The organism is Pseudomonas mandelii (genome assembly GCF_024138395.1).
Lineage (GTDB): Bacteria > Pseudomonadota > Gammaproteobacteria > Pseudomonadales > Pseudomonadaceae > Aquipseudomonas > Aquipseudomonas mandelii_E.
The window spans coordinates 322,769-339,904 of sequence record NZ_JAMYDU010000002.1 but is presented as its reverse complement, the minus strand read 5'-3'; the positions used below and the strand labels follow the sequence as shown (position 1 = coordinate 339,904).

General features: G+C 59.8%; 15 protein-coding genes. 6 read left to right on the top strand and 9 right to left on the bottom strand.

The window, feature by feature from the left end; translation table 11 throughout:
• Positions 1-104: 104 nt before the first annotated feature.
• Positions 105-1,769 carry a putative bifunctional diguanylate cyclase/phosphodiesterase gene (locus NHU87_RS04900; RefSeq protein WP_253546145.1) on the bottom strand — a complete coding sequence of 555 codons (1,665 nt, stop codon included), beginning with the start codon at positions 1,767-1,769 and terminating at the stop codon, positions 105-107.
• Positions 1,770-2,032: 263 nt separating this feature from the next.
• Between NHU87_RS04900 and rep the strand changes: the two genes are divergently transcribed.
• A complete protein-coding gene (gene rep, locus NHU87_RS04895; protein ID WP_253546142.1) occupies positions 2,033-4,042 on the top strand; it encodes a DNA helicase Rep in 2,010 nt (669 codons plus the stop codon).
• Between the two features lie 57 nt (positions 4,043-4,099).
• Complete coding sequence (locus NHU87_RS04890; protein ID WP_253546139.1) at positions 4,100-4,672, top strand: xanthine phosphoribosyltransferase; 573 nt, start codon at positions 4,100-4,102, stop codon at positions 4,670-4,672.
• 127 nt (positions 4,673-4,799) lie between these two features.
• Here NHU87_RS04890 and NHU87_RS04885 read toward each other — a convergent pair whose 3' ends face one another.
• From NHU87_RS04885 to dadA, 6 genes are all read right to left on the bottom strand, one after another.
• Positions 4,800-6,722 (bottom strand): acetyl-CoA hydrolase/transferase C-terminal domain-containing protein, encoded by a 1,923-nt coding sequence (locus NHU87_RS04885; protein ID WP_253546136.1) that lies wholly within the window; start codon positions 6,720-6,722, stop codon positions 4,800-4,802.
• 118 nt (positions 6,723-6,840) lie between these two features.
• Entirely contained in the window at positions 6,841-7,266 is a 426-nt protein-coding gene (locus NHU87_RS04880; protein WP_367399008.1) for a c-type cytochrome, read from the bottom strand.
• Between the two features lie 170 nt (positions 7,267-7,436).
• Positions 7,437-7,985, bottom strand: coding sequence for a cupin domain-containing protein (locus tag NHU87_RS04875; protein WP_052964500.1), 549 nt, complete (start codon positions 7,983-7,985; stop codon positions 7,437-7,439).
• A gap of 121 nt (positions 7,986-8,106) precedes the next feature.
• Positions 8,107-9,186: an alanine racemase gene (gene alr, locus NHU87_RS04870; protein ID WP_253546133.1), complete on the bottom strand. Its 1,080-nt coding sequence runs from the start codon at positions 9,184-9,186 to the stop codon at positions 8,107-8,109.
• A 99-nt stretch (positions 9,187-9,285) separates the two neighbouring features.
• On the bottom strand, positions 9,286-9,639 hold the full coding sequence (locus NHU87_RS04865) for a RidA family protein (RefSeq protein ID WP_253546130.1): 354 nt from the start codon (positions 9,637-9,639) through the stop codon (positions 9,286-9,288).
• Complete coding sequence (dadA, locus tag NHU87_RS04860; protein ID WP_253546127.1) at positions 9,611-10,915, bottom strand: D-amino acid dehydrogenase; 1,305 nt, start codon at positions 10,913-10,915, stop codon at positions 9,611-9,613. Before dadA ends, NHU87_RS04865 begins: the two co-directional genes overlap by 29 nt.
• A 156-nt stretch (positions 10,916-11,071) precedes the next feature.
• Here dadA and NHU87_RS04855 point away from each other — a divergent pair, with 156 nt between their 5' ends.
• Complete coding sequence (locus NHU87_RS04855) at positions 11,072-11,560, top strand: Lrp/AsnC ligand binding domain-containing protein (protein ID WP_003206849.1); 489 nt, start codon at positions 11,072-11,074, stop codon at positions 11,558-11,560.
• A gap of 99 nt (positions 11,561-11,659) precedes the next feature.
• On the opposite strand, the gene NHU87_RS04850 is transcribed toward NHU87_RS04855, so the two are convergent.
• Entirely contained in the window at positions 11,660-12,013 is a 354-nt protein-coding gene (locus NHU87_RS04850) for a YkgJ family cysteine cluster protein (protein WP_253546124.1), read from the bottom strand.
• A 147-nt stretch (positions 12,014-12,160) separates the two neighbouring features.
• On the opposite strand from NHU87_RS04850, the gene NHU87_RS04845 reads away from it, so the two are divergent.
• Positions 12,161-13,474, top strand: a complete 1,314-nt coding sequence (locus NHU87_RS04845; RefSeq protein ID WP_253546121.1) for an NAD(P)/FAD-dependent oxidoreductase — start codon at positions 12,161-12,163, stop codon at positions 13,472-13,474.
• 143 nt (positions 13,475-13,617) lie between these two features.
• Here NHU87_RS04845 and NHU87_RS04840 read toward each other — a convergent pair whose 3' ends face one another.
• The gene (locus tag NHU87_RS04840) at positions 13,618-13,863 is read right to left on the bottom strand and encodes a DUF1127 domain-containing protein (protein WP_253546118.1); all 246 of its coding nucleotides are present in this window, start codon (positions 13,861-13,863) and stop codon (positions 13,618-13,620) included.
• Positions 13,864-14,042: 179 nt separating this feature from the next.
• Here NHU87_RS04840 and NHU87_RS04835 point away from each other — a divergent pair, with 179 nt between their 5' ends.
• A complete protein-coding gene (locus NHU87_RS04835; RefSeq protein ID WP_253546115.1) occupies positions 14,043-15,464 on the top strand; it encodes a PLP-dependent aminotransferase family protein in 1,422 nt (473 codons plus the stop codon).
• Positions 15,465-15,520: 56 nt separating this feature from the next.
• A complete protein-coding gene (locus tag NHU87_RS04830) occupies positions 15,521-17,095 on the top strand; it encodes a phospholipase D family protein (RefSeq protein ID WP_253546111.1) in 1,575 nt (524 codons plus the stop codon).
• Positions 17,096-17,136 lie beyond the last annotated feature (41 nt).

Genomic DNA, 17,136 nt, shown 5'->3' with positions numbered 1-17,136 from the left:
CCCTGTAGGAGCGAGGCTTGCCCGCGAAGGCGTCATGTCAGTTAACAACAATGTCGACTTACACGACGCCTTCGCGGGCAAGCCTCGCTCCTACAAGTACGTCGTTAAGCCAACACAACCTGTTGGCTGCTACCGAAGGCCAAATACTCAACCAACTCCGCCAACGGCAACGGCTTGCTGATCAGATACCCCTGCACCTGATCGCAACCAAAGCCGCGCAACAAATCCAGCTGCTCCGGTGTTTCCACACCTTCGGCGACCACTTCCAGGTTGAGGTTGTGCGCCAGGTTGATCATCGCGTGGACCAGTTTGCGATTCTCTTCCCGCTCTTCCATGCCGCCGACAAAGCTCTTGTCGACCTTCAACAACGCAATCGGCAGGCTATTGAGATGCACGAACGAAGAGAACCCGGTGCCGAAATCGTCCAGCGAGAAACGCACGCCCAAACGCCCAAGGGCGTCCATGGTCTGCTTGACCAGATCGCTGCGACGCATCACCGCGGTTTCGGTCAGTTCGAATTCCAGCCATTGCGCCTCCACGCCTCGCTCGGCAATCAGCCGGCTCAGGGTCGACAGCAACTGGCTGTCCTGAAACTGCCGGAACGACAGGTTGATCGCCATGTGCAGCGCTGGCAGACCTCGTTCGCGCAACGCTTGCATGTCTCGCAGGGCACGGGAAATCACCCAGTAACCCAGCGGCACAATCAAGCCGCTTTGCTCGGCCAGCGGCACGAATTCGCTGGGGGGCAGCAAGCCGCGTTCGCCATGACGCCAGCGCACCAAGGCTTCGAGGCCAACGATCTGACCGTCCTCAAGGTTCAGCCGTGGTTGGTAATGCAACTCCAGCTCATCGCGGCGCAAGGCCCGGCGCAACTCGCTTTCGAGGTCGGCGATGCTGCGGGCATTGCGATTGATCCGTTCGTTGAAGATATGAAAGGTGCAGCCCTGTGTGCTCTTGGCCTGCTGCATGGCGATGTGCGCGTGCCACATCAACGGGTCGGCACCGGCCTGCGCTCGTGCGTGAGCGATGCCGAGGCTGGAACCGATCAATAGGCTTTCGCCGTCGATCCAATAGGGTTCAGACAGGGCTTCGGTAATGCGTTCGGCCATCCATTCGGCGCGCTGAGGAGCGCGGCGGGTGTCGATCAGCAGGGCGAACTCATCGCTGCCCAGCCGGGCCAATTGATCGCTGGCCTCCAGTTGGCTTTTCAGCCGCGAGACCACTTGCAGAATCAACCGGTCGCCCGCCTGATGGCCGAGGGCGTCGTTGGCGTGTCGAAAGTTGTCGAGGTCGAGATGACCGAGGGCCAGGCCGCGGCCTTCGTTATCGGCCAGACGCGCCGCCAGCAAGGTCTGGAAACCCTGACGGTTGGCGATACCGGTCAACGGGTCCTGTTCGGCCAGGCGCTGCAAGGTGTTTTCCAGCACGCCGCGCTCACGCACATGGCGCAGGCATCGGCGCAACATGCCGGAATCCAGCAGATTGCGCACCAACCAGTCGCTCACACCGTCGGGCGGCGCCAGCGGCTCATGTTCGAGCAGCAACACGGTCGGCAGGTTGCAACGGCCGGGTGCCGGCTGAAGTGCAGGAATTGTCAACAACACCGCGCTGCGGTTGTCATCGAACAAATTGCTGACCGACTCCCAGCTCGGCGCGCTGAGCAGCACAGCCGAACTCCCCATCGGAGCCAGACACTCGCGCAACAACGCTGCCCACGCCGGCTCTTCGGCCAGTAGCAGCAAACGCAAGGGTTCGACAGGCGTAGACAAGCTAGCTCCCTAGACTCTGCAAAGATGTAGGCGGCGGGCATTATGCCGCGCGGATAACCAATGACCAAATGACATCGGTTATCAAACACGGGTTTTGTGTCTTAAATACGAACATTAGACGCAAATTCAATGCGCATCCTGCGTGAAAGTAGCAAAACCGGCAAATAGAGATCGCGTGTTGCGTCACAAGTCGGAGAGAGCAGCACAATTCGCTGAGCCTGTTAAAATGCCGGCCCATTTCGCTAATGACTCCCTGATTCCGTATGTCCCGACTCAATCCCCGGCAGCAAGAAGCCGTGAGCTACGTCGGCGGCCCTCTTTTGGTGCTCGCCGGCGCAGGCTCCGGCAAGACCAGCGTGATCACCCGCAAAATTGCGCACCTGATCCAGAACTGTGGCATCCGCGCCCAGTACATCGTCGCCATGACCTTTACCAACAAGGCCGCGCGCGAGATGAAGGAACGGGTCGGCACGCTGCTCAAGGGTGGCGAAGGCCGCGGCCTGACGGTCTGCACCTTCCACAACCTGGGCTTGAACATCATCCGCAAGGAACATGTGCGGCTGGGCTACAAACCGGGCTTCTCGATCTTCGACGAGACCGACGTCAAAGCCCTGATGACCGACATCATGCAGAAGGAATACTCGGGCGACGACGGCGTCGACGAGATCAAGAACATGATCGGCTCGTGGAAAAACGACCTGATCCTGCCGCCCGAAGCCCTGGAAAACGCCCGCAACCCCAAGGAACAGACCGCCGCCATCGTCTACACCCACTACCAGCGCACGCTCAAGGCGTTCAACGCGGTGGACTTCGACGACCTGATCCTGCTGCCGGTAAAACTGTTCCAGGAACACGCCGACATCCTGGAAAAATGGCAGAACAAGGTCCGCTATCTGTTGGTGGACGAATACCAGGACACCAACGCCAGCCAGTATTTGCTGGTAAAACTGCTGATCGGCAAGCGTAATCAGTTCACCGTGGTGGGCGACGACGATCAGTCGATCTACGCCTGGCGTGGCGCCCGTCCGGAAAACCTGATGCTGCTCAAGGACGATTACCCGTCCCTGAAAGTGGTGATGCTCGAGCAAAATTACCGCTCTACCAGCCGCATTCTCCGTTGCGCGAACGTGCTGATCTCGAACAACCCGCACGAGTTCGAAAAACAGCTGTGGAGTGAGATGGGCCACGGCGACGAAATCCGCGTGATTCGTTGCCGCAACGAAGACGCCGAAGCCGAGCGCGTGGCCGTGGAACTGCTGACCCTGCACCTGCGCACTGATCGGCCCTACAGCGATTTTGCGATTCTGTATCGCGGCAACTACCAGGCCAAGCTGATCGAGCTGAAGCTGCAGCATCACCAGATTCCATATCGCCTGTCCGGCGGCAACAGCTTTTTCGGACGTCAGGAAGTGAAAGACCTGATGGCCTACTTCCGCCTGATCGTGAACCCGGATGACGACAACGCCTTCCTGCGGGTGATCAACGTCCCACGCCGGGAGATCGGTTCGACCACGCTGGAGAAGCTGGGCAACTACGCCACCGAGCGAAAAATCTCGATGTACGCCGCCACCGACGAAATCGGCCTGGGCGAGCATCTGGACACGCGCTTCACCGATCGCCTGTCGCGCTTCAAGCGCTTCATGGACAAGGTCCGCGAGCAGTGCGCCGGCGAAGACCCGATCTCCGCCCTGCGCAGCATGGTCATGGACATCGACTACGAGAACTGGCTGCGCACCAACAGCTCCAGCGACAAGGCCGCCGACTACCGCATGGGTAACGTCTGGTTCCTGATCGAGGCGCTGAAAAACACCCTGGAGAAAGACGAAGAAGGCGAGATGACCGTCGAAGACGCCATCGGCAAACTCGTTCTGCGCGACATGCTGGAGCGTCAGCAGGAAGAGGAAGACGGTGCCGAAGGCGTGCAGATGATGACCTTGCACGCCTCCAAGGGTCTGGAATTCCCCTACGTGTTCATCATGGGCATGGAAGAGGAAATTCTCCCGCACCGCTCCAGCATTGAAGCCGACACCATCGAAGAAGAACGTCGCCTGGCCTACGTCGGGATTACCCGAGCGCGTCAGACGCTGGCGTTCACCTTCGCCGCCAAGCGTAAGCAATACGGCGAGATCATCGACTGCGCGCCTAGCCGTTTCCTCGATGAACTGCCGCCGGACGACCTGGCCTGGGAAGGCACCGACGACACCCCGACCGAAGTCAAAGCGGTTCGCGGTAATACCGCATTGGCGGATATACGCGCGATGTTAAAGCGCTAGAATCGAGCACTTTTATAAGCATTCAGGGGCCACAAGGCGCCAAAAGAGGAAAGCTTCATGGAAGCACTGCACCAGAAAATTCGTGAAGAAGGCATCGTGCTTTCCGACCAGGTTCTGAAAGTCGACGCCTTTCTGAACCACCAGATCGACCCGGCCCTGATGAAGCTGATCGGCGACGAATTCGCCACGCTGTTCAAGGACTCGGGCATCACCAAGATCGTCACCATCGAAGCCTCGGGCATTGCCCCGGCGATCATGACCGGCCTGAACCTTGGCGTGCCGGTGATTTTTGCCCGCAAGCATCAGTCCCTGACCCTGACTGAAAACCTGCTGTCGGCGACCGTTTACTCATTCACCAAGCAGACCGAAAGCACCGTGGCGATCTCCCCACGCCACCTGACCAGCAGCGACCGCGTGCTGATCATCGACGACTTTTTGGCTAACGGTAAGGCGTCGCAAGCGCTGATCTCGATCATCAAACAGGCCGGCGCGACCGTCGCGGGTTTGGGTATCGTGATCGAAAAGTCGTTCCAGGGTGGCCGTGCGGAACTGGATGCTCAGGGTTATCGCGTTGAATCGTTGGCTCGGGTGCAGTCGCTGAAGGATGGCGTCGTGACCTTCATCGAATAAACCAGCTACATCACCGAACCTGTGGGAGCGGGCTTGCCCGCGATGAGGTCATGACATTCAACATTGATGTTGGCTGTTCCACCGCCATCGCGGGCAAGCCCGCTCCCACAGGTTTTTGTGGTGGCCGTTACTGTGCGGTGGCTTTGAGGCCGGTGAGCAGTAACCGTTGAAACAAATCCTCCTTCAGCCCTTCCGGATTGGTCAGCTGCATCCGCTCCAGATGCACCGGAAATTCCGAAGCCGCTGGCGCATCCAGTGCCGCCTTGCCCAATTCCAGAATTTCCGTGAGCTTGAACTTGCTCTTCAACCAGTTCAGCGCCCGCAATAAATCCCGTTCCTCAGCAGTGAAATCACAGCCCAACGGATATTCCGGAAACAGGTTCGAATGCCGCCCCTGAATGGCCTGCAACCGCTGTGGGCTGTTGTCGGCGAAACGCGGATCGAGTCGGAAATGCTTCGGCAATTTGCCAACGCTTTGCGCCTGCTCGATCAGCCCTGGCTGGAAACGTGAGTCGCTGATATTCAGCAACGCCTCGATCACCGCCGCGTCGGTTTTTCCGCGCAAATCGGCGATGCCGTACTCGGTGACGACGATGTCCCGCAGATGCCGTGGGATCGTGCAGTGGCCGTATTGCCAGACGATATTCGAACTGACGTCACCGCCCGACTCGCGCCAACTGCGCAGCAGCAGGATCGAACGCGCGCCTTCCAGCGCATGGCCCTGGACGACGAAGTTGTATTGCCCGCCGACACCGCTCAGCACCCGCCCGTCTTCGAGTTGATCGGCCACGCCGGCACCGAGCAAGGTCATGGTGAAGACGGTGTTGATGAAGCGCGCATCGAGGCGCTGCAAGCGTTTGAGTTCTTCCTGACCGTAGAGCTCGTTGATGTAGCTGATGCGGGTCATGTTGAATTCGAGCCGTTTACCTTGAGGCATCTCCCGCAGGCGTTCATAGAAACTGCGCGGCCCGAGGAAAAACCCGCCATGCACCGAGATGCCGTCAGTCTGCGCGGCCTCGTCCAGCGTTCCGGCATTTGCCTGCTGCTGGGTCGGCACGTCCGGGTAAACTTTGCGCCGCACGATCCCGGCGTCGGCCAACACCAGCAAGCCGTTGACGAACATTTCGCTGCAACCGTAAAGGCCCTTGGCGAACGGTTCGATACCCCCTTCGCGCTCAATCAACTGCGCCCACTGGCTGAGATTCAGATCCGCCAACAACGCCTTGTAACCCTCACTGTCAGCCTGTCGCGCCAGCAACGCTGCCGTCAGGGCATCACCCATGGCGCCGATGCCAATCTGCAGCGTGCCGCCATCGCGCACCAGCGTACTGGCGTGCAGCCCGATGAAGTGATCCTGGAAACCCACCGGCATATTCGGCGTGGAAAACAGCGTGGTGCGGTCCTTCGCGTCGATCAGCAGGTCGAAGGAGTCGATGCCGATTTCCGCATCGCCGGGCATGTACGGCAAATCGTTGTGCACCTGGCCCACCAGAAGGATCGTTTCCCCCGCCGCCCGGCGCTTGGCGATCATTGGAAACAGGTCGAGGGTGATGTCCGGGTTGCAGCTCAGGCTCAGGCGATCGGGATGCTCGCTGTGGCTGGCGACCAGTTGCGCGACCAGGTTCAAGCCGGCGGCATTGATGTCCCGGGCGGCGTGGCTGTAATTGCTGCTGACGTAATCCTGCTGGGCCGGTGCGCTGTCAAGCAGGCTGCCTGGCTGCAGGAAGAATTGAAGGACGTGAATGTTGCTCGGCAGGCTGTCGCGATGCAGGTCGGCGAGGAAATCCAGCTCTGGATAATCGCCGAACACCCTCTCGATGAAGGGTTCGAGGAAGCGCTTTTGCAAACCATCGCCCAATGGCGGGCGGCCGAGACACAGGGCGGTGTAGATCGTCAGCTGCCGCTCTGGCAGCCGCGCGATCCGTTGATATAGCGCGTTGACGAAGTGATTGGGCTTGCCCAGCCCCAGCGGCAAGCCCATGTGAATGTGCGCCGGCAACCGCGCCAGGACATCATCGACCGCCTGCTCGATAGAGCACAACTGCACCATCTGATCCTCCCGCCCGTTCCATGAATTGGGGTTGGGTCTTTGCAGCAAAGAATAGCCTCAGGGGAAAATCGCAGGTACAAAAAAGCCGCTCGTAAGCGGCTTTTCGTTTAAGAGGGGCTTACTTCAGACCGGACATCTTCTGGATGGCGCCCTTGAGATCGGCATCAGAGCAATCGGCGCAGGTGCCTTTGGGTGGCATCGCGTTGACGCCGGAGATCGCTTTCGCCAGCAAGCCGTCAAGGCCGCCTTCTTTCTTGGCGCGCTCGCCCCAGGCTGCGGCATCACCGACTTTCGGCGCGCCCAACAGGCCGGTGCCGTGGCAAGCGTTGCAATGTTTTGCAATCACTGAGTCAGGGGTTTTGGCATCACCACCACCCGCTGAAGCAGCGACTTCCATCCCCTTGCACTCTTTACCCTGAACGCAAACCTTGCCGACTGGCTCAAGGCGTTTAGCAATTTCGTCGTTGGTCGCAGCTTGTGCGCTGACTGCCCAAAGGGCCAATACGGTTGCTGGTACGGCCAGCATTTTCATAATTAGATTCACGCGTTCACCCTCAATGGTGGCTAGTCACGCCCACGGCCACGGTTCGCAGGCGGGCGCAAGTATAGCGGTAAGCCCGTCACACTGAAACAACCCCAAAGTCGAAGGGGTCTTGTCGTGGGATGGGAATACAGCATGGGCGTCTCCACAATCCGGGCAGGACGCCTCTTCTCTTAGAAATTCGCTGGGGTAGCTGCGCTGATTAGTCGCGCCGGGGCATCGAACGGATTACGAAAACGGTGCGGCTTGGTACTTTCAAAGTAGTAGCTGTCGCCGGCTTCGAGCACAAATGTTTCGAGCCCGACCACCAGTTCCAGCCGCCCTTCCAACAGAATCCCGGTTTCCTCGCCCTCATGGGTGAGCATCTCGTCACCGGTGTCGGCGCCTGGCGGGTAGATTTCGTTGAGGAACGCGATAGCCCGGCTTGGGTGAGCCCGACCGACCAGTTTCATGGTCACTGCCCCATCGGAAATATCGATCAGCTCGTGGGCTTTGTAGACGATCTGAGTCGGTTTTTCCTGCAGGATTTCTTCGGAAAAGAACTCGACCATGGACATGGGAATCCCGCCCAGTACCTTCCTCAGCGAACTGATCGAAGGGCTGACGCTGTTCTTCTCGATCATCGAAATGGTGCTGTTGGTAACACCCGCGCGTTTGGCGAGCTCACGCTGGGAAAGACCTTTGAGCTTACGGATCGATTGCAGTCGTTCACCGACGTCCAATGCTGGAGCCTCCAGGGATTCAGGTTGCAGGAATATTGAGCGTTATCATGGCGACAGCGTTCAGTATTTACAACACTTGGGCCTGAATCCTGTTTGGCGAAGCGACTTCCGGTCAGAAACGTTACTCGTCAGGCCCGGAATAGAGCCGTGGCACCCGATGCAGGTTGCAGAAAATCTGATAAGGAATCGTGCCCGCAGCCATCGCGACGTCACTGGCGAGGATATTTTTGCCCCACAACTCGACGGGCGAACCGAGGCCGGCTTGCGGCACGTCGGTCAGGTCGACGCAAAGCATGTCCATCGACACCCGGCCCAGTAACTGACTACGCTGCCCGGCCACCAGCACCGGCGTGCCGCTCGGTGCCTGGCGCGGATAACCGTCGGCATAACCCATCGCCACCACGCCCACACGCATCGGTTTGGAAGTCATGAATTTCGCGCCGTAGCCGATCGGCTCGCCGGCCGGCAATTCACGCACGCTGATCACTTTCGACTCCAGAGTCATCACCGGTTGCAGGCGCGAGGCCACGGCATTGGCTTCTTCGAACGGTGTCGCGCCGTAGAGCATGATGCCCGGGCGCACCCAATCGCTGGGAATCTGCGGCCAACCGAGCACCGCCGGTGAATTGCGCAGACTGATTTCGGCTGATAACCCCTTCCGCGCCGCTTCGAACACTGCGACCTGATCGGCGCAGGTCTGGCAGTGCAGTTCATCGGCGCGGGCGAAGTGACTCATCAGCACGATCTTCGCCACTTTGCCGCTGGCCAGCAGCCGTTGATAGGCCGCCTGGTAATCCGCCGGGTGCAAGCCAACCCGATGCATGCCCGAGTCGAGCTTGAGCCAGACCGTAATCGGTTTGCTCAGCGCGGCTTTTTCGATGGCTTCGAGCTGCCACAGCGAATGCACCACGCACCAGAAGTCATGCTCGATGATCAACGACAGCTCATCGGCTTCGAAAAAACCTTCGAGCAACAACACCGGCGCACGAATCCCGGCGGCACGCAGCTCCAACGCCTCTTCGATGCACGCCACGGCAAACCCGTCCGCCTCGGCTTCCAGTGCCTGGGCGCAACGTACCGCGCCATGACCATAGGCATCGGCCTTGATGACCGCGAGGGCTTTTGCCCCCGTGACTTCACGGGCGATCCGGTAATTGTGGCGCAGGGCTTGAAGGTCGATCAGGGCACGGGCTGGACGCATGGCGGCAGACTTCTAAGTCGGTCATTGGAAAAAAAACCGGCGCTGGCTGACAGCGTGAACCGCCAACAGCACCGGGAGAGGGATCTTTCTGGTTGAGCGTTATGACAGCGCGGCGACAACCGACAGCTCGACCAGGATTTGCGGTTCGCACAGCTTCGATTCAACCGTCGCGCGGGCCGGGGCGACGCCTTTTGGCAGCCACTGGTCCCATACCGAATTCATGCCTTCGAAGTGCGCGTCGATGTCTTTCAGGTAAATCGTCACCGACAGCAGACGGCTCTTGTCGGTCCCGGCCAGATCCAGCAAACGCTCGATGTTGGCGAGGGTTTCACGGGTCTGCTGTTCAATCCCGGCGCTCATGTCGTCACCGACCTGCCCTGCCAGATACACCGTACTGTTGTGGACAACGATCTGGCTCATGCGCTCATTGGTGAGCTGGCGCTGGATTGACATGTTTTGCGGACTCCTGAAGTTTGTTGCCATAACGGGAAATATCAAGGCCTTCGGCACTGATCTGCGGCGTTCGCTTGGCCATCAGGTCCGCCAGCAAACGCCCGGAACCACAGGCCATGGTCCAGCCGAGCGTGCCGTGGCCCGTGTTCAGAAACAGATTCTTGAACGGCGTGGCACCGACAATCGGCGTGCCATCCGGGGTAGTCGGACGCAGGCCTGTCCAGAAACTCGCCTGAGGCAGATCGCCGCCCTGAGGATAAAGGTCGTTGACGATCATCTCCAGAGTTTCGCGTCGACGCGGGTTCAGCGACAAGTCAAAACCGGCGATTTCAGCCATGCCGCCGACGCGGATGCGGTTGTCGAAACGGGTGATCGCGACCTTGTAGGTCTCATCGAGAATGGTCGACGTCGGGGCCATCGCCGGGTTGATGATCGGCACGGTCAGCGAGTAACCCTTCAGCGGATACACCGGAGCCCGGATGCCCAATGGCTTGAGCAATTGCGGCGAATAGCTGCCGAGGGCCAGTACATAGCGGTCGGCGGTTTCCAGCTTGCCGTCGATCCACACGCCGTTGATGCGATCACCGGCGAAATCGAGGCGCTGAATATCCTGGCCGAAACGGAACTCCACACCCAGCTTCGTGGCCATTTCGGCCAGGCGGGTAGTGAAGATCTGGCAGTCGCCGGTTTGATCGTTCGGCAGGCGCAAGGCACCGGCGAGGATGTCGGTGACACTGGCCAGGGCTGGTTCGACCCGGGCAATGCCGGCGCGGTCGAGCAATTCGAAAGGCACGCCGGATTCTTTCAACACGGCGATGTCTTTGGCGGCGCCATCAAGCTGCGCCTGGGTGCGGAACAGCTGGGTAGTCCCCAGGCTGCGGCCTTCGTAGGCGATACCGGTTTCGGCGCGCAATTCGTCGAGGCAGTCGCGGCTGTACTCGGACAGGCGCACCATGCGTTCCTTGTTCACCGCATAACGGCTAGCGGTGCAGTTGCGCAGCATCTGCGCCATCCACAGGTATTGGTCGATGTCGGCGGTGGCCTTGATCGCCAATGGCGCGTGACGCTGCAACAGCCACTTGATGGCTTTGAGCGGCACGCCCGGAGCGGCCCACGGCGAGGCATAACCCGGCGAAACCTGCCCGGCGTTGGCGAAACTGGTTTCCATGGCCGGCGCTGGCTGACGGTCCACGACCGTCACCTCAAAGCCGGCCCGTGCCAGATAATAGGCACTGGCGGTACCGATGACGCCGCTACCCAAGACCAGAACGCGCATTTTCATATCCCTCATCGCGGCTTACCGCTGACGTTTATTGTGCAGACCGAAGATGTGGGCAGTTTAAAAAAGATTAGCCAGTGCTTTTCACTATATAAGTGCCTATATTTGGCGACAATTCTCGGCAAAAACCCTTTTCACGGAGGCGCATCCCCTATGCGGACCAACACCCAGACCAAACGTGAGCTGGACAAGATCGACCGCAACATCCTGCGGATCCTGCAAGCGGACGGGCGTATCTCCTTCACCGAGCTGGGGGAAAAGGTCGGCCTCTCCACCACGCCCTGCACCGAACGGGTCCGGCGACTGGAGCGTGAAGGGATCATCATGGGCTACAACGCCCGCCTGAATCCGCAGCACCTCAAGGGTAGCCTGCTGGTGTTCGTCGAGATCAGCCTCGACTACAAATCCGGCGATACTTTCGAAGAGTTCCGACGCGCGGTGCTGAAACTGCCCCACGTGCTGGAATGCCATTTGGTGTCCGGGGACTTCGATTACCTGGTGAAAGCGCGGATTTCCGAGATGGCCTCGTACCGCAAACTGCTGGGCGATATCCTGCTCAAGCTGCCGCATGTACGCGAATCCAAGAGCTATATCGTGATGGAAGAAGTGAAAGAGAGCTTGAACCTGCCGATTCCGGATTGAAAAGCAAAGATCAAAAGATCGCAGCCTTCGGCAGCTCCTACAGAGGAACGCGTACACCCGTAGGAGCTGCCGCAGGCTGCGATCTTTAGCTGACAACGTCTAAACCAAGACCTGCCGCGTCGAAGCCATGTACTCATGAATCTGCTTCTCGACCCGCGGATGGATCAGCTCTACCGGTCGCCGCCCGTTGGGGCATGGCAACGTCTTGGTGGTACCGAACAGCCGACAGATCAGCGGTCGCTCGTCATACACGGTGCAGCCATTGGGGCCCAGATGGACGCAATTGAGTTCCTCCATCGCCGCATCCTGCTCGGCCCGGGTCTTGCGTGGCAGGCGGGACATTTCTTCGGGCGAGGTGGTCACCGGCCCACAGCAGTCATGGCAGCCGGGCACGCACTCGAAAGAGGGAATCTGCTGGCGCAGCGTGCGAATTTTCTGACTGTTGCAACTCATCGAAGCGGTGACCGAATGCGAAATAGACCGGGATTCTGACGCAAAAGCTCCGATTCAGACAGCAACACCGACCGGTGTTGCCCGTGTCCGAAGCGGCGGCTTATGCTCCGTCAACTTTTTCAAACACACGAACTCAGGATGACGCACATGAACGCCCCCGTTCAGCAACCTGCCCCGAGCCATCAACACGCGGCCTCTTATTACGCCGCCAGCAGCCTGCCGCAACCCGACCTTGCGGTGCTCACCGGTGAGTTGGTGGCGGACGTATGTGTGGTGGGCGGCGGGTTCTCCGGGCTGAACACTGCGCTGGAATTGGCCGAACGTGGCTTCAGCGTGGTGCTGCTGGAAGCGCACAAGATCGGCTGGGGCGCCAGCGGACGCAATGGCGGGCAATTGATTCGCGGCGTCGGACATGGCCTGGATCAGTTCGCCGACGTGATCGGTGCAGACGGTGTGCGTCAGATGAAACTGATGGGGCTGGAAGCAGTGGAAATCGTCCGACAGCGGATCGAGCGTTTTCAGATCCCTTGCGACCTGACCTGGGGGTACTGCGACCTCGCCAACAAGGCCCACGACCTGGAAGGCTTCGCCGAAGACGCCGAGGAACTGCGCAGCCTCGGTTACCGTTACGAAACCCGCCTGCTGCAAGCCCACGAAATGCACAGCGTGGTGGGTTCCGACCGCTATGTCGGCGGTCTGATCGACATGGGCTCCGGGCACCTGCACCCCTTGAACCTGGCACTGGGCGAAGCGGCCGCCGCCCGGCAATTGGGCGCGAAGTTGTTCGAACAATCGGCGGTGACCCGCATCGATTACGGCGCCGAGGTCAAAGTCCACACTGCCCAAGGCTCGGTTCGCGCGAAGACGCTGGTGCTGGGTTGCAACGCCTATCTCAACGATCTCAATCCGCAACTCGGCGGCAAGGTGCTGCCCGCCGGCAGTTACATCATCGCCACCGAACCCTTGAGTGAAGAGCAGGCTCACGCCTTGCTGCCGCAGAACATGGCGGTCTGCGATCAACGGGTGGCGCTGGATTATTACCGACTCTCGGCGGACAGACGCTTGCTGTTCGGTGGTGCATGCCATTATTCAGGGCGCGATCCGAAAGACATCGCCGCGTACATGCGGCCGAAGATGCTGCAGGTGTTCCCGCAATTGGCCGGGGTGAAAATCGACTATCAATGGGGCGGGATGATTGGCATCGGCGCCAATCGCCTGCCACAGATCGGTCGGCTCAACGAGCAGCCGAATGTGTATTACGCCCAGGCTTATTCCGGTCATGGGGTGAATGCCACGCACTTGGCGGGCAGGTTGTTGGCGGAGGCAATCAGTGGTCAGCAGAGTGGAGGGTTCGATCTGTTTGCCAAGGTGCCGCATATCACCTTCCCCGGCGGCAAGCATTTGCGTTCGCCGTTGTTGGCGTTGGGGATGTTGTGGCATCGGATGAAGGAGTTGGTCTGATCGGTTAGCTGCGTTCTTACGGGCCTCATCGCGGGCAAGCCCGCTCCCACAGGGATTGGCGGCGAACACAATTCTTGTGAACACCAGCGACCATTGTGGGAGCGGGCTTGCCCGCGATGAGGCCCGCAAAAGCGCCCTGGAACTCAGATCCGCCAGAACGGTTTAAGCCCCTCCTCCAACGCCTGCTCCCGACTCAGCCCTACATCCCTCAACTGCTCCGGTGTCAACGTCAGCAACGCCTTGCGCGTGTGCAGACGATGCCAGAACAGGCCCCAGCGACCGAGGCCGGACGGTGCGTTGCGCATGACCGCCTCGCGTGCGCCGTTTTTTTGCCCTGCCGCCAGTTCCTGACTGTGTAACGTCAGCCGCACATCGCTCAAGCCGTTCATTTTCATTGCTCCTGTTTACTTGGGTAGCCAGAGCTTTCATGATGCGCGGACGGCAAAAAGCATTACAGATTCAACGAGGATGTATTAAATCCATACAGATTTTCCGTTTCAGCCTCTGAATCACATATTTTCGCCCCATCTGTACTGGTTAACCGAATCACCCATACCGAGACTGCGCCATGACCCTCTACGTCAACCTCGCCGAATTGCTCGGCACGCGTATCGAACAAGGCTTCTATCGCCCCGGCGACCGGTTGCCCTCGGTGCGGGCATTGAGTGTCGAACACGGGGTCAGCTTGAGCACGGTGCAGCAAGCCTATCGAATGCTGGAAGACGTCGGTCTGGCGATGCCCAAACCCAAGTCCGGCTACTTTGTACCGGTGAGTCGCGAGCTGCCAGAGTTGCCAGTGGTTGGCCGGCCGGCCCAACGACCGGTGGATATTTCGCAGTGGGATCAAGTGCTGGAATTGATCCGCGCCGTACCGCGCAAGGACGTCGTGCAACTGGGTCGCGGCATGCCGGACATCACCACGCCGACCATGAAACCGCTGCTGCGTAACCTGGCGCGAATCAGCCGTCGGCAGGACATGCCCGGTCTGTATTACGACAACATCTACGGCACCCTTGAATTGCGCGAACAGATTGCGCGGCTGATGCTCGATTCCGGCTGCCAGTTGAGCGCCAACGATCTGGTGGTGACCACCGGTTGCCACGAAGCGCTGTCCACCAGCATCCGCGCCATCTGCGAGCCAGGAGACATCGTCGCCGTGGATTCGCCGAGCTTTCACGGCGCTATGCAGACGCTCAAAGGCTTGGGCATGAAAGCCCTGGAAATCCCCACCGACCCGCTCACCGGCATCAGCCTCGATGCCTTGGAACTGGCGTTGGAGCAATGGCCGATCAAAGCCATACAGTTGACCCCCAACTGCAACAACCCGCTGGGCTACATCATGCCGGAGTCGCGTAAACGTGCGTTGTTGACGCTCGCACAGCGTTTCGACGTGGCGATTATCGAGGACGATGTGTATGGCGAACTGGCCTACACCTACCCGCGCCCACGCACGATCAAATCCTTCGACGAAGACGGCCGCGTCCTGCTCTGCAGTTCTTTTTCCAAGACCCTGGCACCGGGCCTGCGCATTGGTTGGGTCGCACCGGGCCGTTATCTGGAACGGGTGCTGCACATGAAATACATCAGCACCGGTTCCACCGCGCCGCAACCGCAGATTGCGATTGCCGAGTTTCTCAAGGCCGGGCACTTCGAACCGCACTTGCGGCGGATGCGCACGCAATACCAACGCAATCGCGACGCGATGATTGACTGGGTGAGCCGCTATTTCCCCGCTGGCACTCGGGCGAGCCGTCCGCAAGGCAGCTTCATGCTGTGGGTCGAACTGCCCGAGGGCTTTGACACCCTGAAACTCAATCGGGCGCTGCATGACCAAGGCGTACAGATTGCGGTCGGCAGTATCTTTTCCGCCTCGGGCAAATACCGCAATTGCCTGCGGATGAACTACGCTGCCAAAACAACCCCGCAGATCGAAGAAGCCGTGCGCAAGGTCGGTGCGACAGCGATCAAACTGCTGGCGGAAACCGACTGACCTTTCTTCGGGATGCGGCGTCCATATGCTAACCGCCGCCATCCGGAATACGCTCCGTGAGAATCAGACAGCCCCTGCTTGCTCTTCTGTTACTCGCCTCGCTCCTTAGTGGCTGCACGACACTCAATATCCCTCGCGAACCGAGTCAGGCCCTGCCGGCGGCGAGCTCAGCGTTCGGCCGCTCGATCCAGGCACAAGCTGCCCCCCATCAGGGCCAATCGGGCTTTCGCTTGCTCTCCGATAGCGCAGAAGCCTTCACCGCCCGCGCCGAGTTGATTCGCAACGCCCAAAGCAGCCTTGATTTGCAGTACTACATCGTCCATGACGGCATCAGCACACGAATACTGGTGAGCGAGCTGCTCAATGCCGCCGACCGCGGCGTGCGGGTGCGGATTCTGCTCGACGATACCACCAGCGATGGCCTTGACCGGATCACTGCGACGCTTGCCGCACATCCGCAGATTCAAATTCGCGTGTTCAATCCACTGCACTTGGGCCGCAGCACCGGCGTCACGCGAACCATGGGCCGACTGTTCAACCTGTCGCTGCAACACCGGCGCATGCACAACAAACTGTGGGTGGCGGACAACAGCGCGGCGATTGTTGGCGGGCGCAACCTGGGGGACGAGTATTTCGATGCCGAGCCCAACCTCAATTTCACCGACATTGACATGCTCGGCTTCGGCCCGGTCGCAGAGCAGTTGGGGCACAGCTTCGACCAGTACTGGAACAGCGCCCTGAGCAAGCCGATCGAGCAGTTTCTCTCGAGCAAGCCGACAGCCAGGGACCTGAGAAACACCCGAACCCGACTAGAAGAGTCCCTGGAGGAAACGCGCAAACAGGACCATGCCCTTTATCAGCAGTTGATGGCCTACACCACTAAACCGCGCCTGGATGTCTGGCGTCGGGAACTGATCTGGGCCTGGAACCAGGCGCTGTGGGACGCACCAAGCAAGGTGCTGTCCAAGGGTGAGCCGGAACCGCACTTGCTGCTGACCACCCAGTTGGCGCCTGAACTCGATGGGGTCAGCAAAGAACTGATCATGGTCTCGGCCTACCTCGTACCCGGCCAACCGGGACTGGTGTACCTGACCGGTCGTGCCGATGCCGGCGTATCGATCAGTGTGCTGACCAACTCACTGGAAGCCACCGATGTACCGGCGGCGCACGGTGGTTATGCGCCGTATCGCAAAGCCTTGCTGGCGCATGGCGTGCAATTGTTCGAATTGCGCCGTCAGCCCGGCGACAATGGCGACAACGGAAGCGGACCACGCCTGTTTCACAGCGGGTCCTACCGCAGTTCCGATTCCAGCCTGCACAGCAAGGCGATTGTTTTCGACCGACAGAAAGCCTTCATCGGCTCATTCAATTTCGACCCACGCTCAGTACTGTGGAACACCGAAGTCGGGGTATTGGTGGACAACCCGCAACTCGCCGGCCGGGTGCGCGAACTGGCACTGGAGGGCATGGCGCCTGCCCTCAGCTACCATGCCCGACTGGAAAAGGGTCAGATCGTCTGGGTCACCGAAGATGACGGCAAGCAGCACACATTGACCGAAGAACCGGGAGGTTGGTGGCGACACTTCAATTCATGGCTCAGCAGCATGGTTGGCCTGGAGAAAATGTTGTAGCTCAGGCGCGTAGGAGCTGCCGCAGGCTGCGATCTTTTGAT

Bases quoted from the DNA above. Each gene is read 5' to 3' on its own strand.
- NHU87_RS04845 (WP_253546121.1), top strand. From the start codon at position 12,161: ATGAACGCCCCCGTTCAGCAACCTGCCCCGAGCCATCAACACGCGGCC.
- NHU87_RS04865 (WP_253546130.1), bottom strand. From the start codon at position 9,639: ATGTCAATCCAGCGCCAGCTCACCAATGAGCGCATGAGCCAGATCGTT.
- NHU87_RS04835 (WP_253546115.1), top strand. From the start codon at position 14,043: ATGACCCTCTACGTCAACCTCGCCGAATTGCTCGGCACGCGTATCGAA.
- alr (WP_253546133.1), bottom strand. From the start codon at position 9,186: ATGCGTCCAGCCCGTGCCCTGATCGACCTTCAAGCCCTGCGCCACAAT.
- NHU87_RS04890 (WP_253546139.1), top strand. From the start codon at position 4,100: ATGGAAGCACTGCACCAGAAAATTCGTGAAGAAGGCATCGTGCTTTCC.
- NHU87_RS04840 (WP_253546118.1), bottom strand. From the start codon at position 13,863: ATGAACGGCTTGAGCGATGTGCGGCTGACGTTACACAGTCAGGAACTG.
- NHU87_RS04850 (WP_253546124.1), bottom strand. From the start codon at position 12,013: ATGAGTTGCAACAGTCAGAAAATTCGCACGCTGCGCCAGCAGATTCCC.
- dadA (WP_253546127.1), bottom strand. From the start codon at position 10,915: ATGCGCGTTCTGGTCTTGGGTAGCGGCGTCATCGGTACCGCCAGTGCC.
- NHU87_RS04885 (WP_253546136.1), bottom strand. From the start codon at position 6,722: ATGGTGCAGTTGTGCTCTATCGAGCAGGCGGTCGATGATGTCCTGGCG.
- NHU87_RS04855 (WP_003206849.1), top strand. From the start codon at position 11,072: ATGCGGACCAACACCCAGACCAAACGTGAGCTGGACAAGATCGACCGC.
- rep (WP_253546142.1), top strand. From the start codon at position 2,033: ATGTCCCGACTCAATCCCCGGCAGCAAGAAGCCGTGAGCTACGTCGGC.